Origin of the sequence: Oceanidesulfovibrio marinus (assembly GCF_013085545.1) — a bacterium.
Classification (GTDB): domain Bacteria; phylum Desulfobacterota; class Desulfovibrionia; order Desulfovibrionales; family Desulfovibrionaceae; genus Oceanidesulfovibrio; species Oceanidesulfovibrio marinus.
Window position 1 is genome coordinate 1,342,368 of record NZ_CP039543.1, and the last position, 22,825, is coordinate 1,365,192.

The 22,825-nt window shown below is 62.9% G+C and carries 22 protein-coding genes and 2 pseudogenes; 13 read left to right on the top strand and 11 right to left on the bottom strand.

The window, feature by feature from the left end; all coding sequences use genetic code 11:
* Nucleotides 1–125: 125 nt before the first annotated feature.
* Nucleotides 126–380 carry a hypothetical protein gene (locus E8L03_RS05985; RefSeq protein ID WP_171266831.1) on the top strand — a complete coding sequence of 85 codons (255 nt, stop codon included), beginning with the start codon at nucleotides 126–128 and terminating at the stop codon, nucleotides 378–380.
* Nucleotides 381–434: 54 nt separating this feature from the next.
* Here E8L03_RS05985 and E8L03_RS05990 read toward each other — a convergent pair whose 3' ends face one another.
* From E8L03_RS05990 to E8L03_RS06010, 5 genes and pseudogenes are all read right to left on the bottom strand, one after another.
* Nucleotides 435–1,379: a PAS and helix-turn-helix domain-containing protein gene (locus E8L03_RS05990; protein WP_167512496.1), complete on the bottom strand. Its 945-nt coding sequence runs from the start codon at nucleotides 1,377–1,379 to the stop codon at nucleotides 435–437.
* Nucleotides 1,380–1,612: 233 nt separating this feature from the next.
* Nucleotides 1,613–1,996: an Hpt domain-containing protein gene (locus E8L03_RS05995; protein WP_167512495.1), complete on the bottom strand. Its 384-nt coding sequence runs from the start codon at nucleotides 1,994–1,996 to the stop codon at nucleotides 1,613–1,615.
* Nucleotides 1,997–2,061: 65 nt separating this feature from the next.
* Nucleotides 2,062–3,466 (bottom strand): annotated as a pseudogene (locus E8L03_RS21090) (sigma-54-dependent transcriptional regulator).
* Nucleotides 3,463–5,142, bottom strand: coding sequence for a two-component system sensor histidine kinase NtrB (locus E8L03_RS06005; protein ID WP_171266832.1), 1,680 nt, complete (start codon nucleotides 5,140–5,142; stop codon nucleotides 3,463–3,465). The pseudogene E8L03_RS21090 and the gene E8L03_RS06005 overlap by 4 nt, the downstream one beginning before the upstream one ends.
* A complete protein-coding gene (locus E8L03_RS06010; RefSeq protein ID WP_171266833.1) occupies nucleotides 5,055–5,972 on the bottom strand; it encodes a Tll0287-like domain-containing protein in 918 nt (305 codons plus the stop codon). Before E8L03_RS06010 ends, E8L03_RS06005 begins: the two co-directional genes overlap by 88 nt.
* A 418-nt stretch (nucleotides 5,973–6,390) precedes the next feature.
* Here E8L03_RS06010 and E8L03_RS06015 point away from each other — a divergent pair.
* From E8L03_RS06015 to E8L03_RS06025, 3 genes and pseudogenes are all read left to right on the top strand, one after another.
* A pseudogene (locus tag E8L03_RS06015) lies at nucleotides 6,391–8,162 on the top strand (YeiH family protein).
* A gap of 20 nt (nucleotides 8,163–8,182) precedes the next feature.
* Complete coding sequence (locus tag E8L03_RS06020) at nucleotides 8,183–8,479, top strand: hypothetical protein (protein WP_144305757.1); 297 nt, start codon at nucleotides 8,183–8,185, stop codon at nucleotides 8,477–8,479.
* 192 nt (nucleotides 8,480–8,671) lie between these two features.
* A complete protein-coding gene (locus tag E8L03_RS06025) occupies nucleotides 8,672–8,983 on the top strand; it encodes a hypothetical protein (RefSeq protein ID WP_171266834.1) in 312 nt (103 codons plus the stop codon).
* A gap of 71 nt (nucleotides 8,984–9,054) precedes the next feature.
* On the opposite strand, the gene E8L03_RS06030 is transcribed toward E8L03_RS06025, so the two are convergent.
* The gene (locus tag E8L03_RS06030; RefSeq protein WP_144305755.1) at nucleotides 9,055–9,327 is read right to left on the bottom strand and encodes a hypothetical protein; all 273 of its coding nucleotides are present in this window, start codon (nucleotides 9,325–9,327) and stop codon (nucleotides 9,055–9,057) included.
* Between E8L03_RS06030 and E8L03_RS06035 the strand changes: the two genes are divergently transcribed.
* The 3 genes from E8L03_RS06035 to E8L03_RS06045 all read left to right on the top strand — a co-directional run bounded on the left by E8L03_RS06035 (nucleotide 9,326) and on the right by E8L03_RS06045 (nucleotide 12,455).
* Nucleotides 9,326–10,291: a nucleoside recognition domain-containing protein gene (locus tag E8L03_RS06035; RefSeq protein WP_244963678.1), complete on the top strand. Its 966-nt coding sequence runs from the start codon at nucleotides 9,326–9,328 to the stop codon at nucleotides 10,289–10,291. The genes E8L03_RS06030 and E8L03_RS06035 overlap by 2 nt on opposite strands.
* Nucleotides 10,292–10,384: 93 nt before the next feature.
* Nucleotides 10,385–11,725, top strand: coding sequence for a DUF3179 domain-containing protein (locus E8L03_RS06040; protein WP_171266835.1), 1,341 nt, complete (start codon nucleotides 10,385–10,387; stop codon nucleotides 11,723–11,725).
* A 25-nt stretch (nucleotides 11,726–11,750) separates the two neighbouring features.
* The gene (locus E8L03_RS06045) at nucleotides 11,751–12,455 is read left to right on the top strand and encodes an HAD family hydrolase (RefSeq protein WP_171266836.1); all 705 of its coding nucleotides are present in this window, start codon (nucleotides 11,751–11,753) and stop codon (nucleotides 12,453–12,455) included.
* 204 nt (nucleotides 12,456–12,659) lie between these two features.
* Here the strand turns inward: E8L03_RS06045 and E8L03_RS06050 are convergent, their stop codons facing one another.
* From E8L03_RS06050 to E8L03_RS06060, 3 genes are all read right to left on the bottom strand, one after another.
* Complete coding sequence (locus tag E8L03_RS06050; RefSeq protein ID WP_144305752.1) at nucleotides 12,660–12,863, bottom strand: hypothetical protein; 204 nt, start codon at nucleotides 12,861–12,863, stop codon at nucleotides 12,660–12,662.
* 593 nt (nucleotides 12,864–13,456) lie between these two features.
* Nucleotides 13,457–14,098 (bottom strand): class I SAM-dependent methyltransferase, encoded by a 642-nt coding sequence (locus E8L03_RS06055; RefSeq protein WP_171266837.1) that lies wholly within the window; start codon nucleotides 14,096–14,098, stop codon nucleotides 13,457–13,459.
* Nucleotides 14,099–14,100: 2 nt separating this feature from the next.
* On the bottom strand, nucleotides 14,101–15,249 hold the full coding sequence (locus tag E8L03_RS06060; protein ID WP_244963679.1) for a pyridoxal phosphate-dependent aminotransferase: 1,149 nt from the start codon (nucleotides 15,247–15,249) through the stop codon (nucleotides 14,101–14,103).
* A 115-nt stretch (nucleotides 15,250–15,364) separates the two neighbouring features.
* Here E8L03_RS06060 and E8L03_RS06065 point away from each other — a divergent pair, with 115 nt between their 5' ends.
* Nucleotides 15,365–15,604 carry a hypothetical protein gene (locus E8L03_RS06065; protein ID WP_144305749.1) on the top strand — a complete coding sequence of 80 codons (240 nt, stop codon included), beginning with the start codon at nucleotides 15,365–15,367 and terminating at the stop codon, nucleotides 15,602–15,604.
* A gap of 126 nt (nucleotides 15,605–15,730) precedes the next feature.
* On the opposite strand, the gene E8L03_RS06070 is transcribed toward E8L03_RS06065, so the two are convergent.
* The gene (locus E8L03_RS06070) at nucleotides 15,731–16,615 is read right to left on the bottom strand and encodes an HD domain-containing protein (protein ID WP_171266839.1); all 885 of its coding nucleotides are present in this window, start codon (nucleotides 16,613–16,615) and stop codon (nucleotides 15,731–15,733) included.
* Complete coding sequence (locus E8L03_RS06075; protein WP_171266840.1) at nucleotides 16,612–16,932, bottom strand: hypothetical protein; 321 nt, start codon at nucleotides 16,930–16,932, stop codon at nucleotides 16,612–16,614. Before E8L03_RS06075 ends, E8L03_RS06070 begins: the two co-directional genes overlap by 4 nt.
* A gap of 232 nt (nucleotides 16,933–17,164) precedes the next feature.
* Between E8L03_RS06075 and E8L03_RS06080 the strand changes: the two genes are divergently transcribed.
* The 5 genes from E8L03_RS06080 to E8L03_RS06100 all read left to right on the top strand — a co-directional run bounded on the left by E8L03_RS06080 (nucleotide 17,165) and on the right by E8L03_RS06100 (nucleotide 22,411).
* Nucleotides 17,165–17,575, top strand: coding sequence for a response regulator (locus tag E8L03_RS06080; RefSeq protein ID WP_144305747.1), 411 nt, complete (start codon nucleotides 17,165–17,167; stop codon nucleotides 17,573–17,575).
* A 169-nt stretch (nucleotides 17,576–17,744) separates the two neighbouring features.
* Entirely contained in the window at nucleotides 17,745–18,125 is a 381-nt protein-coding gene (gcvH, locus tag E8L03_RS06085) for a glycine cleavage system protein GcvH (RefSeq protein ID WP_171266841.1), read from the top strand.
* A 98-nt stretch (nucleotides 18,126–18,223) separates the two neighbouring features.
* Entirely contained in the window at nucleotides 18,224–19,555 is a 1,332-nt protein-coding gene (gcvPA, locus tag E8L03_RS06090) for an aminomethyl-transferring glycine dehydrogenase subunit GcvPA (RefSeq protein ID WP_144305746.1), read from the top strand.
* 10 nt (nucleotides 19,556–19,565) lie between these two features.
* On the top strand, nucleotides 19,566–21,020 hold the full coding sequence (gene gcvPB, locus E8L03_RS06095; RefSeq protein WP_171266842.1) for an aminomethyl-transferring glycine dehydrogenase subunit GcvPB: 1,455 nt from the start codon (nucleotides 19,566–19,568) through the stop codon (nucleotides 21,018–21,020).
* Between the two features lie 2 nt (nucleotides 21,021–21,022).
* Nucleotides 21,023–22,411, top strand: a complete 1,389-nt coding sequence (locus E8L03_RS06100) for a dihydrolipoyl dehydrogenase family protein (RefSeq protein WP_244963681.1) — start codon at nucleotides 21,023–21,025, stop codon at nucleotides 22,409–22,411.
* Nucleotides 22,412–22,825: the final 414 nt, after the last annotated feature.

Genomic DNA, 22,825 nt, shown 5'->3' on the forward strand with positions numbered 1-22,825 from the left:
AATGACTGATAACTCACCCTAGCCTGCCGCCATGGCGTGTACTAGGTAGTCTCCACCAACCCCGAAGGAGGATCCCCCCAGTGATTGCACACGCAGTATTGGCAACAACCGAGTATGATTATTCCATGACAGCCCACGACCGCATGGAGGATCTGGGCTTTTTTCGCTACGACACCAACCGCGGCAGAAGCGCATATGTGAAGATGCTCGGCAAGGACGAGCCCGGCCGTTTCGTCGTGGTTGCGGACTCCACCGGACGCAACGCGCCGTCCGAAGACTCCACCCCGGTGCTCGTGGCCACGTACGGCGACGAGTTCACCGCCACGTCCGTGTCCGAATACCCTTCGCTGGAGGCGTTCCTGCGCAGGCTCGAGAACTGATTCGTCCCCGGCCTGCGCCAGGCGCACTCTGCCCGAGCCTGTCAGGCCCTGCGGCTACCCCTCGGCCTCAAAGGAATCGAGGGAATCGAACGATCCGCCGGGAGGCGGCAGGGTCGCCCGTGACTGCAGGTACATGCACAGCGAGACCTTCCGGCCCTTCAGCTTCAGCTTGCGCCGGATGTTCTTGCGGTGCGTCTGGATGGTCTCGAAGGCCGAGTGCATCATCTCGGCGATTTCCTTGGTGCCCTGCCCGGCCTGGATGTAGCGGCATATCTCCAGCTCGGTGGGCGTCAGCTTCATGAGCATGGGGTCGGGCTCGGCGTGCGCGCCGCCCGTGATGCGCCGCAGCTGGCGCTTGATGACCTCGGCGTAGCTCTTGCGGATGTCGCCGGCGCCCTCGTGGGACATCTTCTCCAGCATGGGAAAAAGCTCGACCTCTATCTGCCGCGCCATCTCGCTCTTGAGCTGGCGCTTGTCGCGCGTCACGGTTTCCATCACGTTTTTCAGGGTGATGGTCATCTCGTCCAGCTCCCGGCGTTTGCGCGCGAGCTGCTGCTCCAGCGATCCGGTGTCGTGCTGGGCGTCCACAAAAACCTGGTAGCAGGTGGAACCGGACAACTTGGCCGGCGTCAGGCGCAGGTTGGCCTTCACGTCGTTGCCGTCGGCGTCGTTGCAGGAAACGGCCTCCAGACTCTTCGGCACCTCGTCGCCGGCTTGGATCTCGCTCATGAACCGGCGGCCGCCGTCGCCGCGGAAGAGCGAGGTGGCCTCGCGGCCGGTCATCTCGCCGTCGCCGCCAAACAGGTCGCGAGCGCTGGGGTTGGCCGCAATCACGCGGCCCTTGCCGTCGAAGAGCAGCAGTGGCTTCTCCACCGTGGCGAACAGCGTGGAGAAGAGCGCTTTGGTGTCTTCAGGCGCTGCGCCGTACTCATACGAGTCTTCGGCCTTGCCGAAGCCGGCGTCGAATACTCGTTTCAGATCGTGTTTCCTGGTTTCCATCAATACCTCCTTGAGACAAACGTATGGCGGGCGTCCGGGTCCCCGAACGCAGCTGCTGCCACAGATACTCATGTGGGGATGACACTAGTCTCCCTTAAGTATCGCAACGTGCAGAAGCCTCACATCAGCGTGGGGCTCCTTTTCATGTCAGAAGGAGTGTACGAAAGGTGTAGGACTAACGCCTACAAATCGGAGATAATCGAGAAACCACGGGCTTTTCCTACAGGGTAGCCTCAGCTCTCGTCGGTCATCCGCTGTAGGAACTCGCGGGCAAGGGCGCACTCTTCTTCAAGCTGGACCAGACAGGCGCGGATCATGGCCTGCTGCCCCTGGCGGATGGTTCGCTCAAGCTGCAGGGCTGCTTCCTGCACGCCGCGCAGGCCGAATGTAGAACCACTGCCCGCCAGACCGTGGGCGCGGGAGGCCATATCCTTGGCCAATGCATCGGAGCCGGTCAGGCCGCCCCGCTCGATGGCCGCGGTCAGGACCTGCATCTCGCCGTCCATGTAGGATACAAAGGTTCCGGCCAGCTCCAGGTATCCGTCGCCGCCCATCTCGTAACGCTCGTGGAACAGCGCAGTATCGAAGCGTCCGTCATTGTCTGTCGTCGCAGCCATGCTCTCATCCCCCTTTCCATTCACTGCTGCGCAAAGGCGCACGATACCCATCCGGCGTAACCGTACTACCGATAACGATCCGCGTCGATCTCGTGCCGCTTGATTATCTTCTGCAGGGAGACGCGCTCCAGCCCGGAGAGCCGCGCCGCCTCGGACACGTTGCCCTGAGTGCGCTGGAGCAGGTCCGTCACGTAGGCGCGGGTGAACGCCTCCACAACCTGGGCCTTGGCGTCCTTGTAGGACTCGGCCGTGTCTCCGTTTTCGCAGCGCTCGCCCTCGGCGCTGAGCGCCAGGTAGACCTGGGCCATGTCCACCTCTTCCCCGTGGCAGAACACGCAGAGCCGGCGCATGAAGTTCTGCAGCTCGCGCACGTTGCCGGGCCAGCGACGCGCGGCCAGAAATCCCGGCACCTCCGGAGCCATGCGCTTGGCCGGCAGGCCCATCTCCCGGCAGCTTTCGGAGAGGAAGTAGTTGGCCAGAAGGGGCACGTCCTCGCACCGCCTGGCCAGAGCCGGGGCCTGCACGGTGAGCACGTTGAGCCGGTAGAAAAGATCCTCGCGGAAGGTGCCCTCGCGAATCTTCTCCTGCAGGTCGCGGTTGGTGGAGGCCAGGATGCGCACGTCCACCGGCACGCTGCGGCTGGAGCCCACGGGCCGTACCTCCCGTTCCTGCAGCACGCGTAGGAGCTTGGTCTGGATGTTCATGGAGATGTCACCGATCTCGTCGAGGAGCAGCGTCCCCCCCGGACGCTTCCACAAAGATGCCCTTGCGAGTGCGGTCCGCTCCGGTAAAGGCGCCCTTCTCGTGGCCGAAGAGCTCGCTCTCCAGAAGCTGGTCCGGGATGGCCGGGCAGTTCACGGTGAGCAGCGGCTTGTCCCGCCTGGAAGAAAGCTTGTGGATGGCGCGGGAGATGCGCTCCTTGCCCGTGCCGGACTCGCCGGTAATAAGCACGGTGTAGTCGCTCTGGGCCACGGCGCGTATCTGCTCCTTGAGCCGGCGCATGGCCACGCTCTCGCCCACCAGCTCGTCGTCCAGCTCCCGCGAGGCCACCCAGGAGCGCAGGCAAAAGTTCTCTTCGAGCAGCCGGCTGCGCTCCAGCGCCTTGTCCAGGGTGCGCAGCAGCACGTCCTTGTCCACGGGCTTGGTCAGGAAGTCGTACGCCCCGGCCTTGAGCGCCTCCACGGCCGTCTCGATGGAGCCGAAGCCCGTGAGCACGATGACCGAGAGCGCCGGCTCCACGGCCAGGGCCTCACGCAGCAGCTCCAGCCCGTCCATGCCCGGCATGCGCAGATCCGTCAGCATCAGCGATACGGTCTCGCTCCCCAACGCCTCCAGCGCCTGGGCCGCGTTGGCCGCACGGAGGCAGCGGTACTCCGGGTGCTCGCCTTCCACAAGACGCGCCAGCCCCCGCGTGTACTCTTGCTGGTCGTCCACCAGCAGCAACGTCGGCGGTGTTGTATGCTCTGTCATAACACTGTCTCTTCAGCCTCCACCAGCAGCGAGGCCGGCAGCAGCAGGGTAAACACGGCGCCGGGGCCGTTTTTCGGCGCGTCCACACGCACCTCGCCGCCCAGCTCCTGGGCCAGGCCATAGACCACGGCCAGGCCAAGGCCGGTGCCCTTGCCCACCTCCTTGGTGGTGAAGAAGGGATCGAAAATGCGGTCCATGATCTCGCTCGAAACGCCGGGGCCGTTGTCCGCCACGCGCAGATAGACGCCCCCGCCGTTGATGCCCGCGCTCACGGTAATCTCGCCCGGCCGCTCCACGCTGGAGACGGCGTCCAGGGCGTTGAGTATGAGGTTGGAAAAAATCTGCTCCAGGGCCTGGGGGTCCACCCGCAAGGACGGCATGTCCGGCTCCACGGCCGTGATCAGCCGCGTTCCGGCCTTTTCCGCCTGCACCGAGAAGACCTCGGCCGACTCCTGCGCAATGCTCCCGGGACGGCACGGTCCCTGGCCCGGCTTGCGCGAACGGGCGAAGTTGAGCAGGTCCTGCAGCACCTTCTGCGCCTTGTGCGTCTGCTCCAGAATAATCTGGGCGTCGGCCTGCTGCTGGTCGTCGCCCGCCGCGGCAAGAAGCAGCTCGGCGTAGCAATGGATGATTCCCAGGGGATTGTTGATCTCGTGCGCCAGTCCGGCGGCCAGACGGCCCACGGTGATGAGCTTCTCGTGTTGCTGCAGGCTGGCGAGCATTCGGCGCTCGGCCGTGTTTTCCCGTGCATAGACGACCACCCGGCTGGCGGGCGCCTCGCTCAGCTCCGGCAAGGGATAAAGGCTGACGGCGAATGAGCGGCCATCCGGCAGGGAGAGCTCGTAGCTGGACGGCGCGCCGCGTTGCAGCGTCTCGTGCAGGGCAGTGCCCTCCGCCATGGGGGTGCCGTCCGGATAGCGCATCTCGCCGCCCAGGATGTGCCGGAGACATGGCCCGGCGTCTGACACCAGACCGGTGCGGTCCTGGGTGAGGACACGAGCGGCCTGGTTGGCCAGCACCACGTTGCAGCGGCCGTCCATCAGCAGCAGCGGGTCGGTAATGCCCTCGATGATGGCCTGGAGCAGCTCGTTCTGCCGCAGCAGGCTGTCCAGGGCGTTGAGGTTCTCCATGGACACGCCGAGCTGTCGGCCGATGGCGCCGAGCACGTTCATGGACTTCTCCGGGTCGAACTCGGCGTCATCCCAGAAGAGGCAGAGCACACCCTCCAGGGCGTCCACAGACGACTGGACCGGCACGATGGCGCGGTGGGTCTGGTAGATCCCCTCGCCTGTATCCACAATATACCGCCATTCCTCGGACAGGGTGTCCTGGGTCTCAAGCTCCACGTCGGGCCAGTGGAGCTCCATGCGTGAGGCAATGGCGCACATGAACACGGCGCGGTCGGCATGGAATCTCTTGGCCACCTCAGGCAGCGTGTAGCGGATGAGCTCGCGCCTGGTGCGGCTCTCGTTGAGCCGCTCCAGCAGCTTGACGAACAGGGCCACGTCCGCCCGGCGCTCGCCGGCTTCCAGGGACAGGGCCTCGGTGCGTTCGCCCACCATGCGCTCCAGGCCGGTGGCGTACTGGGTCAGCTCCTTGCGCGCCTCGGCCAGGTGCTGGCCAGGCTCTCCATGGCGTCCAGCGCCTCCTCGATCTCGTCGCCAGGCTCGCTCCATGCGGGCAGCTTGGTGCGCGTCAGGTTCTTCGCCTCCTCATCGTCCGGGAAGTAGCGCGGAAAAATATCGGCCGCGCGGCGCAGACTGTGCACCACCAGTCTGTTGAAAAAAAGGTTGGCCACGGCGAAGTAGAAGACCGCGCCGCCGACGGCCAGGGAGACAAAGGTGATCGCTGCGCCGCGGATGCTGGCCACGGACCGCGCCACAGGCAGAGCCAGAGCCGTGACCCCGGCGATCTGCCCGGCCACGTGGCCGAAGCCGCGATCCGAGCCGTAGCGCTCGATGAGCTCGTGCGGGGAGTTTTCCGGGCTGCCGTGGCAGCGCAGGCACGATTGTTTGAAGACCACCGGATGCGCCGTGAGGTAGTGCTCCACGCCGTCGATGACCTTGTACCCGGACCAGCTTTCCGCCCCGGGCGTGTTGCGGAAGTACTTGATGAGCTCGAGGTCCAGCGCGGACGACTCGAACTTGGGATTGCGGGCGTTGATGGCGGTCCTGCGGTAGAGGAAGCCGTCGCCGCGGCCCTCGCCCACGTTCTCCATCACCCGCCGGGAGATGTACGAGGTGGACATGGCCTCGATGAGGAACTTCTCGTGCCCCAGTGTCTTGTACATGGCCGGCCGCAGGGTTGTGCGCACGTAGTTCTGCACGGCTTCGGCCTGGGCCAGCACGAGCTCGCCCTTGGCCGAGACCTCCCGCTCCAGAAGGTCCTGCAGGGTATAGTACGTTGCTCCCGCAAAAATGAGCCCGCCCACAAGGATGATCGCCGCAAGGCCGAAGAGGAACTTGGCCTGGAGGCTCATGTGTTTGAACGGTGTGAAGCCCTTCATGACGCGAGTAGCCCCCAAGGAATGGACCGCCGGACCGGAAGACGCCGTAACGGCCGCAGAGGTGGTATATCCTGCTTACCCTCCGCAGCCAGGAGACTCAAGTGGGTGCGTCCTTGCGGCAACACCCTGCCAACTTTGGGCGACATGTCGGGTATAGAGCATCCATCTATGTGAAAAATTGAAATAAATTCGTAGTTCCTTTGCTGAAAGCCACAGTCCGGCGTTTCCCGCCATGCACAGCCCAACTGCACAAATCATAATTTTCTCCTGTTTTTTCATTGTGTTGCATTGATAGTTTTCTGGCATGCATCTTGCCCTACCCATAAAGATACTTGCGTGTTCCGGCTGGCCATGGGGAAAGCCCAGCCGAACCAATGCCGAACCAGCGGACTATTAACACCCAGCAAAGGAGGGAGCCGTGGCGGAAGACGAAGTCAAAGCAACGGTAGGTCAGGCCGGTGTTGAAGAGAGCGTTGTTGTCGACAAAGGATCTTCCAAAATCTCAGACCTTTGGAAAATGGAAGACTACTGGGCGATCTGGCTCGGCTTCGCCTTGTTGATTGTGGGCATGATCCTGTATCTGCCCAACCCGCCCGAGGGCATGCAGCAAAAGATCGACGAATCGAACGCCATCATGCAGGCCGAGTCGCAGCGCGCGCCGTTCAAGACCATCGAGTATATCAACGCCGCAAGCGCGAAGAAAATGAAGGCGACCAGCCAGGGCTTCGCGAAGGAAATCAAATCGTTCACCTCGCATCCTCATGGCTGGAGCAGCAACCCGATCACCGCCTTCATCTTTAGTAAGGAAGCGGCCCAGGCCAAGGCGGAGAAGGCCGTGCCCAAGTATGAGGCAGCCCAGGCCGAAGCCGACGCCGCCCTGGCAGAGGCGCAGGCCGCACAGGACGCCGCCGCTGCCGCGAACTTCCAGAACCCTGAGCTGAACGAGACGGCCAAGGCCGCCATCGTCGGCTGGCAGGAGGCCAAGAGCAAGGCTTCCAAGGCCAAGGGCAAGACCAAGGCCTCCAGCTACAACCAGATCTTCAAGCTGATCGGCCTCGGCCTGCTGATGGGCGCGTTTTTCGCCATCGGCATGATCTTCATGGGCCACAACCCGGCCAAGTTCTTCATCGGCTTCCTGTTCGTCTTTGCAGTGGCGGTGCTGGCCTACGTCGGTTCGAGCCAGGCGACAATGAAGGCCTACGGCATCGGCTACGCAGCCTGGGCCATCGCCATCGGCCTGCTGATCTCCAACACCGTGGGCACGCCCAAATGGGTCATGCCCGCCGTGCAGACCGAGTACTATATCAAGACCGGTCTCGTGCTGCTCGGCGCCGAAATCCTCTTCGGCAAGATCCTGGCCATCGGCCTGCCCGGCATCTTCGTGGCCTGGGTGGTTACGCCCATCGTGCTCATCACCACCTTTATCGTGGGCCAGAAGATCATCAAGATACCGTCCAAGACCCTGAACATCGTGGTCTCGGCCGACATGTCCGTCTGCGGCGTGTCCGCGGCCATTGCCACGGCAGCCGCCTGCCGCGCCAAGAAGGAGGAGCTCACCCTCTCCGTGGGCATGTCCCTGGTCTTCACCTCCATCATGATGATTCTCATGCCGGCCTTCATCAAGGCCGTGGGCATGCCTGAGGTTCTGGGCGGCGCCTGGATGGGCGGCACCATCGACGCCACCGGCGCCGTGGCCGCAGCCGGCGCGTTCCTGGGCGAATCGGCCCTGTACACCGCCCGCGACCATCAAGATGATCCAGAACGTGCTCATCGGCGTCATCGCCTTCTTCGTAGCCGTCTACTGGGTGCGCCAAGGTGGACTGCATTCCGGGCCAGCGCGTCTCCATCTGGGAGATCTGGTACCGCTTCCCGAAGTTCGTCATCGGCTTCATCTTTGCGTCCATCGTGTTCTCGCTGATCTACCAGAGCCTCGGGCCGGACGCCGGCTACGCCCTGGTGGACCACGGCGTGCTGCGCGGCTGGTCACGCATCTTCCGCGGCTGGTTCTTCTGCCTGGCCTTTGTCTCCATCGGCCTGGCGACCAACTTCCGCGAGCTTGCGCACTACTTCAAGGGAGGCAAGCCGCTCATCCTCTACGTGTTCGGCCAGTCCTTCAACCTCTGTCTGACCCTGCTCATGGCCTACATCATGTTCTACCTGGTCTTCCCGGACATCACGGCGAACATATAACGGCATGAAAAGGTAGGCATATGACGCAAAAACAGAAACAAACCATCCGCGGCTGGGCCGGCCTCATCGCCGGCTCCGCCGTGCTCTTCACCTTCATGTTCGTGGTCGGGCCGTACTTCGAACGTTTTGAATCGGTCCGGACCTTCACCTCCTACGTCAAGGAGAACAACATCAACGCCGGCGGCATCTGGTGGACTGATACGGAACTCACGAGCGAAGCCGAGATGGGCGCCCGCTCCACCATGCGCTTCCTGCCGACAGGGACCGAGCATCGTTCCGCATTCAACGAGATCGGCACCCTTGGGTTCATGCAGTAAAGTGTACACTGCATCGCACGAAAATCCCGGGCTGCTTCGGCGGTCCGGGATTCTTTTTTCCCTCCGGAAGAGGGGAAGAAAAAAGTCCAAGCTCGTTGACACTAGTATCATCACAAGATAAAGATATCCTTAACGGAATTACTTCTTTCGTCGAATTGCCCCTTCTTGGGGACTGCAAACCAGGAGACCGACATGCGTATCGTCTGCGTGACCTTCGTGGCCGCCATGCTTCTCGCCATTGCCGTTCAGCCGGCTTCGGCCCTGCGCCAGTACCCGGACAAGCAGTGGCTTTTCCGCAAAGGCTGCTACATGGAAGACTCCAGGCTTTCCTCGGAAGACAGCACCCAAGTGTGCGGCTACTGCCGGAACACCGGCTACCGCGTCTGCTGCAACGCCTTCTCGGAAACCAACTCCTACTCCTGCGGCGTGGCCGAGGTGATGGAAGGCAGCGGTTCCGGAAGGTCCATCAGCGCGGCTGCGGCCCGAGCCTGCGGCTGCTACTAGTGGCTTAGAGATTCCGGCAGCGCGCCGGCCCCGACCTCCGGCGTGCTGCCTCACCATAACCTCCAGTCAGTCTAGACTTTTTCAAGACTTTTCGGCTTCCCGCCCTTTGCCAGACCACGCGCCTCATGGCGCATCCATAATATAGAGAGAGATTGCGCGTTCGCGGTGTGCTGTTCCCGCACTGCAACCAAAGCCGCGTTATATCCGCTGTTGCTCATAAAGCCGATGCGATGCTTCAGGCGTTGCTCTATTCTCAATCCCGAACCATGAAAAACGCTTTGCAGCGCATCCGACAATCGGTACACTCCGTCGCTTTCCATAACAACGACGAACTCCCGCACCATGACAAATACAGCAACTTCCCCCTCTTTTCTGCGCGCCGCTCTGAACGCGATCGGCGGGCTCCTGCGCGACACCGTGAAGGTGGTTCTTGACCTCTATAAGGTGATGATCCCCATCATCATCCTCGTTAAAATCCTTTCCGAGCTCAACGTGCTGGGCTACCTGGCCTGGCCGCTCACGCCGGTGATGAAGCTCGTAGGGCTGCCTGCGGAAACAGGGCTCGTCTGGGTCACGGCCATGTTCGTGAACCTCTACAGCGCCATGGCCGTCTACGTTTCGCTGGGCGCGCTGTCGCTCAACGTTGCGCAGATCACGGTTCTGGCCACCATGATGCTTGTGGCGCACAACCTGCTCCTGGAGACGCGCATCGCCCAGCAATGCGGCGTGAGCGCCAAAAGCCAGATCATAGTCCGCGTTGGCTGCGCCATCCTCCTGGGCTTCATCCTGCACCTGGTATTCTCCGGCTTCGGCGTATTCCAGGAGCCCAGCCGCCTGCTCTGGGACCCGCCGGCCGAAGCGCCCACCCTCCTTCTCTGGGCCTGGGGCCAGGCCAAGGGACTCATCAGCCTCTTCTTCATCATCTTCGGCCTCATGGTCCTTATGCAGGTGCTCAAGGCGCTGCGCATCACCGATCTTTTCAATTTTGTGCTGCGCCCCTTCCTCAAGATCATGGGCATCAGCAGCAATGCGGCCACCATCACCGTCATTGGCCTCACCCTGGGCATCACTTACGGCGGCGGGCTCATCATCCACGAAAGTCGCTCCGGCACGGTAAGCCGTATGGACCTGTTCAGCGCCATGACGCTGATGGCGCTCTCCCACGCACTCATCGAGGATACGCTCGTGATGAGCCTGTTGGGCGCGCACATGGCCGGAACCTTCTGGGGCAGGCTGATATTCTCGCTGGTGGTCGTGGCCATCCTCTCCAGACTGCTGCGCAAAAAGCTCGCGCCCGTGGAAGCGTAACCGGGCTGCCGGCCATGCCCCGGTTGCAGGAATCGGGTTGAAATGGCTAGAGTATCCACGCAGTTTGCCGATAAATGACGCATGGACACTCGTATGCATACACGCCCAACCTTCCTGGCCGCGGCCCTCTTCTGCTTGGCGTTGCTCTGCGCCTGGGCAATGCCCGTTCGCGCACAGAACGCCTCGGGACTCCTGCCGTCTTCCGCAGCAGAAGCGGAAAAGGCCGGCCCGGATGACGCCTACTTCGAGGAGCTGCGCAACAGTATCTTTGAAACCGGCCTTGGCCGAAACAACATCCCGCCCATCAACAGACCGCAGTACATCTCAGTGCAGGACGCCGCCCTGGCCATGGACGACGGCGAGAGCGTCTTCGTACTGGACTACGGCAACCCGGACGGCCAGCCCCGCATCTACCCGCGGCGCGTCCTGGTCTGGCACGTGGTGGTCAACGAGGTGCTGGGCTCGGGCAAGAACGCCCGCCGGCGATCCATCACCTACTCTCCCATCACGGGCTGCGTACGCGGCTACTCGGGCGAGGTGGCCGGGTTCAGCACGCCTTTCGGCTCCATGGGCACGCTGCTCAACGCCAACAGCATACTCTTCGACTACTCCACCAACAGCATGTGGTCGCAGCTTCTGGGCATGGCCTTCGACGGGCCGCTCAAGGGCACGACCCTGGAATCCTTCCCCCTGGTCTGGACCACCTGGGGCCGCGCCAGAAAACGCTACCCAGACGCCAAGGTCCTTTCCCGCGCCACCGGCTACAGGCGCTCCTACGGCACGGACCCCTACGGCTCCTACCGCCGGGACGATTCATACTACCAGGACCAGCGGATACTGCACCCGCTACTGCACCAGGACGACAGGCTGGAGCCCAAGGCGCGCGTCCTGGGCCTGCACCTGGACGACCTGAGCGTGGCCATTGTCCGGCAATCGCTCAAACAGCCCAAGGCCGCCAACTTCGACGCCGGCGTCACCCCCATAGTCTCTCTCTGGGATGAGGATCTCGATGCCCCGCGTCTGTTCGACCGCCGGGTGGGCAACTACCAGCTCCATTTTGTCTATCGCGACGGCAGCTACTTTGATGTGGAGACCGGCACACGCTGGCAGCCGGACGGCCTGGCCGTGGAGGGCCGGCTGGAAAACAACCGCCTCGCCCTGATCGACGGCTTCGACGTCATGTGGTTCGCCTGGTCGGCGTTCTACCCTTCCACCACCATCTTCAGCTGGCAGGATGCCGTGACGGCGCAGAAGACGGAGGAGGAGACCTTTTCCGCCGTGGAACAGGTGGAACCGCCGGAACCCACTTTCGACAAACCGGGGACCGAAACCCTGCCCACGCTGCCCAATGTGACGCCGCCCGCGCTGCCCAAGGACATTCCGCCCACGGTGATCACGCCGGACATGAAGATAAACCCGGAAGAAGGCCTGTAGGCCGGCCCGGTTCCTCCCTGCTCCCATGCACTACGAACCCACGCCCCTCCTGAAGCCCCATGCGGTCCTGAGCGGTCTGGAGGCCGTGGTCTTTGATTTCGACGGCACGCTGGCCGAGCTGATTCTGGACTTTGCCGAGATGCGGCGACTGGTGGCGCGCACGGCGGCGCCCTTTCTGTCTGCGGAACCCGCGCCGGGCAGTACGCCCGTGCTGGAATGGCTCGCAACGCTGGCTGCGGAGGCCGAGACCCTGGCGGTCGGCTCCGGCGCGGCGCTTACGGAAAGCGCCCTCGCCGCCATCGAGACCATGGAGGTGGAAAGCGCGGCCCGGGGCATCCTCTTCCCCTTCACCCGGCCGCTGCTGGACGATCTCAGAAAACGTGGCCTTGCCTGCGGCATCATTACCCGCAACTGCAGCAAGGCTGTGCGCACGGTTTTTCCGGACGTGGACGAGCACCTGGAGGTGGTGCTCACGCGGGACGACGTGCCGCGGCCCAAGCCCCACCCGGCCCATCTGCTGGACGCGATTCGGCGCATGGGCGTGGACTCGCGGGCAACGCTCATGGTCGGCGACCACCCCATGGACATGGAGACGGCCAGAGCGGCGGGCACGCGATCCGGCGGCGTGGCCAGCGGACGCAGCACCCTCGATGCGCTCAGCGCCAGCGGCGCGGACATCGTTGCGCCGGACTGCGCCGCATTGTTCAAGCCGCTGCTGGCTCCGCGCTAGAAGCTATCCCATTCATTCGATCTTTTTGAGATCGTTCTGGGCTGTGGCCAGGAAGGCGAGTTTCGCCCGGAGGGGGTACCCAGGATAGGCTACCTTCGGGTGAGGCGAGGCTGAAACCGTCAGGGGGCGGAAGAGCATTCTCGAGAAAGACGAACCGCCGCCCGCAAAGACAACTGCAGGGCAGCGGCACGTCGCAATACGGCTCTACTTGGCGGGACGACCTTTGGCGAGCTCACCTTCGCGGCGGGGAAACGGCTCCGAGCGCTGGACTTCGAGCTCTTCGATGTGCTGGGCCAGAGCGCTTTCGGCCAGGCTGGACAGGGTCATGCCCGGAGTCCAGTAGGCAGCGTTCTTGGCTTTCTCAATGGTGTCCATCGACATATAGAACGTAATTCGTGTCTTGCTCATCACTTCTTTGCTCCTTTTGTTCCAAAGACATACACACCATAATTGCCATAATACCCTGGCAGTGTGTAAATCGTGTGACAACTACGTGATTCTTACGTAAATAAACAAAATTGGCACTACGTATTTACAAAAATGAAATTCAACACACGGCCTATTTTTTACCCCACTCGCGCATTGTCGTAAAGTGTTTCATTCTATTTTCCGGGGTTTACGCCCATTCTTCCATTGAAAAACGCCGACTCTGCGCGAATGATTTTCCAGAGATACTTCATAGACCGTGCCAATTCTCGCGCAACTGCCCATCACCATTCCGTCTCCGGTGCTGGCGCCGGGCGTATGAAAACAGCGCGCCGGCCGTGCCCAGCCCATGGAGGCTGTCCGGTCATCCGCCGAACATATACATAAATACTGTATAAAATGCGGCGCAATGGTGGGCTTTCGGTGACAATGGCTTGTCAATCGCCGTGGCTGCAGCCAGGACAGGACGCACACACCGAGGAGACGCGCCTGACGGCGCATTCATAATGAAACTGATTGGGAAGGATCGCAGCGTTCGGAGCTTTGATAAACGCTGCGTCAGGACGGGAAAAGGGTCAGCCCCTGTCCGCGGTCCGCGCGCCTTTGCGGCGGCGCTCCGGGAGGACCAGGGCGCACATGCCCGCGCCCAGCAGGCAGACCTCCTTGTGAAGCACGGCAAAGCCTGCTGTCCGCAGCAACTCTTCCAGCGCGCCATGGGCGATGAAGTGGCGGAAGGCGGCATAGTGCCGCGATCCGGCCATGCGCTCCGGAACGTGCGCCAGCACGCCCAATGCGCCGCGAGTGTGGGAGTAGTCCACTACTACCAGGGTCTTGGCCACCCGCGCCGCCTCGGCCAGCAGCGCGGAGCGGTCCTCCGGCGCGTTCTCGTGCAGGCACAGGCTGAGCACGCCGGCGTCGTAGGCGCCGTCTTCAAAGGGCAATTGCCGCGCATCCGCGCGAAAGTAGCGAATATCCCGTGAACGCTTCGCCCGCCGTGCGGCCTCGCCCAGCATGGCGTCCGAGTAGTCCACGCCGGTGACCTCATAACCTTCGGCTGCCAGATCGCGGCACAACGCCCCGGTACCGCAGCAGATGTCCACCACGCTTGCCGCTTTCACCCGGTCCAGCGCCTCGCGCGCAGTCCGTCGGGTCCGGCTCAGCACCGGATCGAGAAAGGAGGCGTACAATCGCGCCACGCCGGCATACTCGTCGCTCATGGTCAGCCCATTCTGGTTTTCAGGTAGCGCTCCACGCGGTCCAGCCCGCGTTCGATGTTCTCCAGGGAGTTGGCATAGGAGAAACGGATGAACCCTTCGCCGCCCTGGCCAAAGTCCGTGCCCGGGGTAACGCCCACATGCGCATGCTCCAGAATGTCGAAGGCCAGGGCATAGGAGTCGCTGCCGAACTTCTTGGCGTTTGCAAAAACGTAAAACGCGCCGAACGGCTCCACGGCAATGCCGAGGCCGATGTCGCGCAGCCGCGCCACCATGTATTGCCGGCGTTCGTCGTAGATGGCCTTCATCTGCTCCACATCCTCCTCGCATTGGGTGAGCGCGGCGATGCCCGCCCACTGGGACACGGAGTTCGGCGAGATGAACATGTTCTGGCAAAGCTTCTGGAGGTCGCGGGTGTGCACCTCCGGCGCGATGAGGTAGCCGAGCCGCAGACCGGTCATGGCGTAGAGCTTGGAAAAGCCGTTGAGCACGAAGCAATTTTTCGTGAACTCCAGCACCGTGTGGTCGCGCTGCCCGCCGTAGACCAGGCCGTGGTAGATCTCGTCCGAGACCACGGGCAGGCCGATGTCGGCCACGTTTTTCATCCGCTCCGGCGGCAGCAGCGTGCCCACCGGGTTGGACGGCGAGTTGAGGAACACGGCGCGGGTCTTCTCGGTCACGGCCTTGCGGATGGCCGCCGCCCGGAACTGGAAGCCGTCCTCCTCCAGCGTGGGCACCAGCCGCGGCTCGCCCCCGGCCAGACGGATGAAGTTGGGGTAGCAGGCGTAGTGCGGATCGGAGACGATGACCTCGTCCCCCTTCTCCAGCAGCGCGGCAAAGGTGAGAAAGATGGCCGGCGAGGTGCCATTGGTCACCACAATATGCTCCGGATCAACGGTGACGCCGTAGCGTTTCGCATAGTCGGCGGCTATGGCCTCGCGCAGCTCGATCATGCCCAGAGAGTGGGTGTAGTGCGTATGGCCCTCGTTCAGGGCTTTGATGGCCGCCTGCCTCACCGGCTCCGGCATGTCGAAGTCCGGCTCCCCCACCTCCAGGTGCACCACGTCCATGCCGTCGCGCTCCATGGCCTTGGCGCGTTCCAGAACATCCATCACATAAAACGGCTTGATCTCGTCCAGCAGTGCTCGTTCCATTATAAATCCCATAAAGGCGGCTTGACCAATGGGTATCCGCCACGTATCTTTCAACTAGCTATGTCTGTATAGGTACGTCGTCTCACCAAACGCGCGTATGCGCACGGAGTCTGCCATGTCTTTCTCGATGCAATCAGCTTGGGACATCATCCTCTCCGCGGAACGTTTCTCGAACACCGACATCTCCAAAACCGTCCGCGCGCAGTACGCCTCCTGGAAATCCACTCAGCATATGGGGCGGGCACTGCCCTTTGCGGTGCATCCGGGAGAAAGAACCATCGAGCCGTTCATCTTTGAAACGGCCGCGGACGCGCTGGAACAGCTCAGCGGCAAGCTTATCAGCGAACGCGCCTGAGCGGCGCCGGCATTCTCTCCCCATATTCGCACGGTGCGCAAAGCCCGCGCACCTTCCGGCATATTCACGGCCGCCCTCTGGGCGGCCTTTTTTTGCGCCACCATCCGAACCAAAGCGACAAACCGGCTACTCCGGAACGCTCTCCCCGGCGGCCGGCGTTTCCGGAGCCAACGCCGTGTCGATGATGCCGTCCAGCCTGCGCATCTTCGGCGTGTCCGGCAGATTCTCCAGCAGACGCCGCGCCAGGCTCCGCTCACGCACCATGTCCAGACTGGCCCGGAAGTTGAGCTGGAATATCCAGCCCAGGATGAGCAGCTTGAAATCGTTGGTCCAGCGCATGTCCGTGTAGTCGCCCGAGCTCCCGGCCAGCACCGCCTCGTACAGCTCCGGCGTGTAGTTGGTGGGATGCTCCTTCACATGCAGGGTCACCACGGGATCGGCCGGATCCGGCGCCGTGAAGTGGTCCACCATCACCCGCATGATATCCACCTTGTCAGCGTCTCGCACCACGCGAGTCACGTAGCCCACATCCGCGGCAATGCCCCGGGGCAGAAAGCGCCGGTTGTGGAGCATCACCGCTGTCTGCACGAAGCGCCGAGCCTCGTCCTCCAGGCCGTCCAGCAGATCGCTCTGTCGTAGCGCCCGCACGCCGAGCCGGGCGTGGTTCTCGGACTTCTTGTCGTGAAACGTGTTGTAGCGGCGGTACTGCTCAAACCGGCCCACGTCGTGGTACAGCGCGGCAAGCCGCGCCAGCTGTGGATAGCCCAGGCCGCCGACGCCGCCTTGCGGGATGTCGCCCCAGGCGTCCAGCGGGGAAGGCGCGTCCAGAATGCGCGAGGCGTTGCCCAGCACCTGCAGGGTGTGCTCGATCTTCAGGGCGATGGGCCGATGATCCTGCACGTCGGGGTCGGCCAGATAGCGTTCCGTGTATGCCCGGAACCGCGATTTGTGCTCGGCCAGCAAGCCACCGGAAGCCGCGTTCTGAGGCGCCGGATGTGTATTGAAGCTCACGATGCGCCCGAAGAGTTGTCGTCCGATTTGTCCGAGCCCTCGCTCTCTTTCCTGCGGCGCGCATCGGCCTCCTCGATCGTCTCCCAGTCGTCGCCGCGCAAAGGCCCGCCCGGTTTGAACAGATAGCGCAGGAGATAGCATATGCCCAGGAAGATAGCCCCTACGAACAGGATCTTGGTCAACACCCCCCAGAAACCCAACGTGCCGAAGCCGGAGAACGGCCACGCCTCCCATCCGGTGCGGGTGTTCGCCTGGACGTGCGCCATGGATGGCAGGATGCTCGACAACAAATCGAATTGATTCAACATGGTGGTCATATTGGTAGATGGTTACGGCCGCCGAAACGTGATGGCGAACAAGCGATCTTTTTTAGCCGATCAGTCCATACCTATGCAAGGAGAACCCCGGCCGACTTTGCGCTTTATCGGACAATTATGCAGAGTATTCCGAATTACTTGAGGATCGCAGAATTGACCTTTCTCCGATTCCGGGGTTAGTATCGCCTCGCTCACAAACAGGGGATCCTGTTCCCCATTTGCGGAGGAATCAATGAAATTTCTCATCGTTGACGATGATTTTGACAGCCGCAAGCTGTTGCAGAAAATATTGCACAAGTATGGGTATTGCGACATCGCCGTGGACGGCGAGGAAGGTGTGGACGCATTCCGCACCGCACTGAAGGAAGGCGCCGGTTACGACCTGGTCTGCCTTGACATTCTCATGCCCAACATGGATGGTCAGCAGGCCCTGCGCGAGATCCGCGAGATCGAAAAAGAGTTCGACGTGAAGGCTGGCGAGGAAGCCAAGATCATCATGATCACCGGCCTCGACGACTCCAAGGAAGTGCACGATGCGTTCTTCCTGGGCGACGCCACGTCGTATATCGTTAAACCGCTGCGCAAGCAGCTCTTGCTCGATGAGATCGAATCCTTGGGCCTGACGCTCGAGGAACGCGCGTAGACAGACACAGATACCGGACACGGGTGGGCCTTGCCTCAGCCGTTCCGTTATTTCCCTGGGCCGGTACCATGCGGTTCGGGGTTTTGAACATTTGAACATGCCGGCATAGGTTGGCCGGAATGTTCGAACCATATTCCTGAAACGCTTCACCAAGGAACAAGAGGACCAGATGATTCCCGACGATCTGCTGTATACCCGCACTCATGAATGGCTGAAGCAGGAAGGCGAAACCGCCCTCATCGGCATCACCCATTTCGCGCAGGAACAGCTTGGCGACCTGACCTTTATCGAGCTGCCTGCACCTGGCGACACCATCGAGGCCGGCGAGGAGATGGGCACCATCGAATCCGTCAAGGCCGCCAGCGAAATCTACGCGCCGGTGGACGGCGACGTCCTCGAGATCAACGAGGATCTCGAAAGCTCTCCCGAACTCGTCAACGAGGATCCCTACGGCGAAGGATGGCTCATCCGCATCCGTCCGTCGGGCGACCTCGACGACCTCCTCTCCCCTTCCGAATACGCCGACCTCGTTGAGTCGGAAACCGAGTAGCCTTCCGGCTGCCCGGACCCATACCGCTCTTTTCCAAATCGCCCCGGCACTGCCGTACAGGCGGGCCGGGGCGAAAACTTATCACCCCCAAGTGCGCCATGCCCTACATTCCGCATACCACCGACCAGGTCCGCCGCATGCTCGACGTCGTGGGCGTCGACTCCATGGAGGCGCTCTTCGAGAACATCCCCGCCTCCATGCGGCCCAAGAGCTTCGATCTCCCGGAGGGCCTCTCCGAGGACGCCGTCCTGAATAAGCTCTCCGCCATCGCGGATATGAACGAGACCGGCAAGGCCTCCTTCCTGGGCGCCGGCTTCTACGACCATTTCCAGCCGCGCGCCGTCCGCGCCCTCGTCTCCCGCAGCGAGTTCTACACCGCCTACACGCCGTACCAGGCCGAGGCATCGCAGGGCACGCTCCAGGCCATCTTCGAGTTCCAGACAGCCATCTGCCGGCTCTTTGAAATGGATTGCGCCAACGCTTCGGCATACGACGGCGGCACCGCCATCTTCGAGGCGTGCATGATGGCCATCCGCAAGACCAAACGCTCGAAGATCATCATCGACGAGGCTCTGAGTCCCATCTACCGCCGCATGCTGGACACCATGACCTCCAGCCTGGACATCGAGGCCGTCATTGTGCCCCACGCCAACGGGACCTCGGACAAGGCCGCCCTGGCCGCGGCCATAGACAAGGACACCGCCGCCGTGGTGGTGCAGAACCCCAACTTCTTCGGCGTGGTGGAGGATTTCTCCGACCTGGCCGCCGTGGCCAGGGAAAACAAGGCCCTGACCATCATGTCGGTCTACCCGGTGCTGGCCTCGGTGCTCAAGACGCCGGGCTCCATGGGCGCGGACATCGTGGTGGGCGAGGGCCAGTCCCTGGGCCTGCCGCTCTCCTTCGGCGGTCCCTACCTGGGCCTGATGACCTGCACCAAGGCTCTGGTGCGCCAGCTGCCGGGCCGCATCGCCGGCCGCACCGAGGACAAGCAGGGCCGCACCGGCTATGTGCTCACCCTGCAGGCGCGGGAGCAGCACATCCGCCGCGCCAAGGCCACATCCAACATCTGCTCCAACCAGGCGCTCTGCGCGCTCATGGCCCACGTCCAGATGTGCATGCTGGGGCCGGTGGGGCTGCGCCGCCAGGCGGTACTCTCCATGGAGCTTGCGCGCTACGCCCAGGCGCGGCTCACCGCCGTCCACGGCGTGGAGATGTTGAACGACGCGCCATACGGCAACGAGTTCGCCATCACCCTGCCGCTGCCTGCCGACAAGGTCGTGGCCGCCCTGGCCCAGCAAGGCGTGGCCGCCGGATTCCCGCTGGGCCGCTACTACAAGGGACTGGAAAACGCCCTCCTCGTTGCGACCACGGACAAGAACACCGCCGAGCAGATCGACCGTCTCGCCGCCGGCCTCAAGGAAGCTCTGTAAAGGAAGCGATATGAAGACAGTTTTCGAAAAATCCGTTCCCGGCCGCACCGGCTGCCTGCCCAGGCGTCCCGTGGAAACCGCCGACAGGATGCTGCCCGAGGCGCTGCTGCGCCCCGAGGCGCCCGGCCTGCCCGAGCTCTCCGAGCTCGACGTGGTCCGCCACTTCACCGAGCTTTCCGGCCGCAACTTCGGGGTGGACTCCAACTTCTACCCCCTGGGATCGTGCACCATGAAGTACAATCCCAAGTTCACCGAGGAAGTGGCCGCCATGGCGGGCTTTGCCGGCCTCCATCCGATCCTGGCCCAGCTCGAGGGCACGCGGGAGTGGGTCCAGGGCTCGCTCAAGGTCATGCACGAGACCGAAGCCCTGCTCTGCGAGATCACCGGCATGTCCGCCTACACCCTGCACCCCATGGCCGGCGCGCACGGCGAGCTCACCGGCGCGCTGCTCATCGCCGCCTACCATAAGAAGCAGGGCAACAAGAAGACCAAGGTCATCTGTCCGGACTCCGCACACGGCACCAACCCGGCCTCGGCCGCTCTGGCCGGCTACAAGGTCGTCAACGTCGAGTCCAAGGACGGCGTCATCTCTCCCGAGGCCCTGGCCGAGGTGCTGGACGACGAGGTCGCGGCCCTGATGATGACCTGCCCCAACACCCTGGGCCTGTTCGAGCCGCACCTGGAGGAGATCGTCAAGCTCCTGCGCGAGAAGGACGCCCTGCTCTACTACGACGGCGCCAACCTCAACGCTATCCTCGGCAAGCTGCGCGTGGGCGATGTGGGCTTCGACGTGGTCCACCTCAACCTGCACAAGACCTTCGGCACGCCCCACGGCGGCGGCGGTCCCGGCTCCGGCCCGGTCGGCGTTTCCGAACGTCTCGTGGACCTGTTGCCCATCTCCCGCGTGGTCAAAGAGGACGACGGCTATCACCTGCGCTACGACTACCCCGACTCCATCGGCTACATCGCGCCGCTGTACGGCAACTTCGGCGTGGTGCTCAAGGCATACGCCTACATGCTGCGCCTGGGCCGCGAAGGGCTGGAGCGCGTGTCCGAGTACGCCGTGCTCAACGCCAACTACCTGCGCAAGCGGTTGGAAGGTGTTCTGGAAATTCCTTTTGATCGCATCTGCATGCACGAGTTCGTGGCCTCGGCCGCCAGTCAGGCCAAGAACGGCGTCCACGCCCTGGACATCGCCAAGGCGCTGCTGGACAAGGGCCACCACGCCCCCACGGTCTACTTCCCGCTCATCGTCAAGGAATGCATCATGGTGGAGCCCACCGAGACCGAGAGCATGGAGACCCTGGACGCCTTTGCCGACGACCTCATCGAGATCCTCACGCGGGCCGAGTCCGATCCCGACTCTGTGACCGCTGCGCCGGTGCTTCTGCCTGTGGAGCGGCTGGACGAGACCAAGGCCGCGCGCGGCATGGTGCTCACGGAAGATCTCGCCGGGAAGGCGTAGCCATGTCCGACGCCATAGACTGCGCACTTGTCGTGGTGGGCGCAGGTCCGGGCGGGTTCGACGCCGCCCTGGAGGCCGCTGCCCTGGGTATCGAGACCGTGCTCGTGGAGCGCGAGAACCTGGGCGGAACCTGCCTCAACTGGGGCTGCATTCCCACCAAGCTTTTCCTCGGAGCCAGCGCACCGCTGGCTTCGCTGGCGGACCACGCCAAGCTCAAGCTCATCGAGTACGATCCGGAATCCGTGCGCGTCTCCCTGCCTGCGCTGCAGAACCGCAAACGCAAGCTCATTGCCGGCACGCACAAGGCCATGACCCAGCGGCTGAAGAAGGCGGGCGTCACCCTGGTGCAGGGCTCCGGCCGCTTTACCGCGCCGGGTGTTCTGGAGGTTGAAGACGCCGAGGGTGGCGTGACCTCCATACAATATAAAGACGCCATCGTGGCCACCGGCGCCGGATCGGCCAGCTTTCCGGCCATTGCGCCGGACGGCGATGCCGTGCTCGACCCGCAGCAGATCCTCGATCTGGAGACGCCGCCGGAGAGCCTGGTCATCGTGGGCGGCGGCGCCATCGGTATTGAGATGGGCGAGGTCTTCTCCCGTCTGGGCGCGTCCATCACCCTGGTGGAGGCCATGGACCACCTGCTGCCTTACGAGGACACGGAGATCGGCGGCGGGCTGGCCAAGCTGCTGAAACGGGACAAATGGGCGCTGCGCATCGGTGAACGCGTGGCCTCGCTGAAGACCATGGACGGCCGCGCCGTACTGACCATGGAGTCCGGCGAGACCATCGAGGCGGACAAGGCCCTGGTGGCCGTGGGCCGCAAGCCCAACTCCGCCGGCATCGGCCTGGAGGCCGTGGGATGCGAGCTCGATTCCCGCGGTTTCGTGAAAACCGACGAGAACCTGAACGCCGCGAAGAACATCTACGCCGTGGGCGACGTCAACGGCATCGCCCTGCTGGCCCACGCGGCTACGCATCAGGGCCACTACGTGGTGCGGCGCATCGCCGGCCGTGAAGAGCAGCCCTACGCCGGTGGCGTCATCCCGGCCTGCGTGTACGGCAGCCACGAGGTGATGCGCGCCGGGCTTACCGAGGCCATGGCCGTGGAGGCCGGCGGCACGGTGGAGGTCTCGCGCTTCCAGCTGGCGGCCAACCCGTACGCCCAGGCGCAGTCCGCAGGCTACGGCTTTGTGAAGGCAATCTGGATCAACGGAACGCTCGCCGGGATCTCGGCCCTGGGCCACGGCGTTTCCCATCTGGTCACCCTGGCCGAGGTCCTGGTGCGGGAGAAGATCACCGTGGACCGCCTGGACCGCTACGTTTTCGCCCACCCCACCCTGGACGAGGGCCTTGCCGAGGCGCTCCGGGCGCCGCGCGAAGCCGTGTCGTAAGAAATCACTGACGCCGGGTCGGAATATTACCTACCCGGTATGAAAAGCCCCGTTGCGCTGCGCCGCTGGCCTGCCGCATCGGGGCTTTTTTCTTTGCACCCGCTGGTAATACGCTCCGCGATCCGCACCAGGATTGCATCGTATCGCTACTCGCGTCCCAAGACGGCGCCAAAGCTCCGTATCTCTCTGCCGGTCCGGTTGTCCTTTCCACGGCGTTGCATCCAATTTTCGGAGTGAAAACGGTGAAAGATATGTGAAAGTGAACGACAAAAACCGAAGACCCCCTTGCGCCAAAACTTCTAAGAGGGTAAGAGTAAGAGTTTCTGCAATGATCGAAACAAAATAAGTGCCAATTTTTTTATTTTTCAGTTTACAAAAAATTAATCAATGTTGTAGAAAAGACGTACACGCAGT

Excerpts from the sequence above, each read along its gene's own strand:
- E8L03_RS06035 (WP_244963678.1), top strand. The coding sequence starts at position 9,326 with ATGACAAATACAGCAACTTCCCCCTCTTTTCTGCGCGCCGCTCTGAAC.
- gcvPB (WP_171266842.1), top strand. The coding sequence starts at position 19,566 with ATGAAGACAGTTTTCGAAAAATCCGTTCCCGGCCGCACCGGCTGCCTG.
- E8L03_RS06075 (WP_171266840.1), bottom strand. The coding sequence starts at position 16,932 with ATGACCACCATGTTGAATCAATTCGATTTGTTGTCGAGCATCCTGCCA.
- E8L03_RS05995 (WP_167512495.1), bottom strand. The coding sequence starts at position 1,996 with ATGGCTGCGACGACAGACAATGACGGACGCTTCGATACTGCGCTGTTC.
- E8L03_RS06060 (WP_244963679.1), bottom strand. The coding sequence starts at position 15,249 with ATGGAACGAGCACTGCTGGACGAGATCAAGCCGTTTTATGTGATGGAT.
- E8L03_RS06065 (WP_144305749.1), top strand. The coding sequence starts at position 15,365 with ATGTCTTTCTCGATGCAATCAGCTTGGGACATCATCCTCTCCGCGGAA.
- gcvH (WP_171266841.1), top strand. The coding sequence starts at position 17,745 with ATGATTCCCGACGATCTGCTGTATACCCGCACTCATGAATGGCTGAAG.
- E8L03_RS06055 (WP_171266837.1), bottom strand. The coding sequence starts at position 14,098 with ATGAGCGACGAGTATGCCGGCGTGGCGCGATTGTACGCCTCCTTTCTC.
- E8L03_RS06030 (WP_144305755.1), bottom strand. The coding sequence starts at position 9,327 with ATGGTGCGGGAGTTCGTCGTTGTTATGGAAAGCGACGGAGTGTACCGA.
- E8L03_RS06005 (WP_171266832.1), bottom strand. The coding sequence starts at position 5,142 with ATGGAGCGAGCCTGGCGACGAGATCGAGGAGGCGCTGGACGCCATGGA.
- E8L03_RS05990 (WP_167512496.1), bottom strand. The coding sequence starts at position 1,379 with ATGGAAACCAGGAAACACGATCTGAAACGAGTATTCGACGCCGGCTTC.
- E8L03_RS06020 (WP_144305757.1), top strand. The coding sequence starts at position 8,183 with ATGACGCAAAAACAGAAACAAACCATCCGCGGCTGGGCCGGCCTCATC.
- E8L03_RS06010 (WP_171266833.1), bottom strand. The coding sequence starts at position 5,972 with ATGAAGGGCTTCACACCGTTCAAACACATGAGCCTCCAGGCCAAGTTC.
- E8L03_RS06040 (WP_171266835.1), top strand. The coding sequence starts at position 10,385 with ATGCATACACGCCCAACCTTCCTGGCCGCGGCCCTCTTCTGCTTGGCG.
- E8L03_RS06025 (WP_171266834.1), top strand. The coding sequence starts at position 8,672 with ATGCGTATCGTCTGCGTGACCTTCGTGGCCGCCATGCTTCTCGCCATT.
- gcvPA (WP_144305746.1), top strand. The coding sequence starts at position 18,224 with ATGCCCTACATTCCGCATACCACCGACCAGGTCCGCCGCATGCTCGAC.
- E8L03_RS05985 (WP_171266831.1), top strand. The coding sequence starts at position 126 with ATGACAGCCCACGACCGCATGGAGGATCTGGGCTTTTTTCGCTACGAC.
- E8L03_RS06100 (WP_244963681.1), top strand. The coding sequence starts at position 21,023 with ATGTCCGACGCCATAGACTGCGCACTTGTCGTGGTGGGCGCAGGTCCG.
- E8L03_RS06050 (WP_144305752.1), bottom strand. The coding sequence starts at position 12,863 with ATGAGCAAGACACGAATTACGTTCTATATGTCGATGGACACCATTGAG.
- E8L03_RS06080 (WP_144305747.1), top strand. The coding sequence starts at position 17,165 with ATGAAATTTCTCATCGTTGACGATGATTTTGACAGCCGCAAGCTGTTG.
- E8L03_RS06045 (WP_171266836.1), top strand. The coding sequence starts at position 11,751 with ATGCACTACGAACCCACGCCCCTCCTGAAGCCCCATGCGGTCCTGAGC.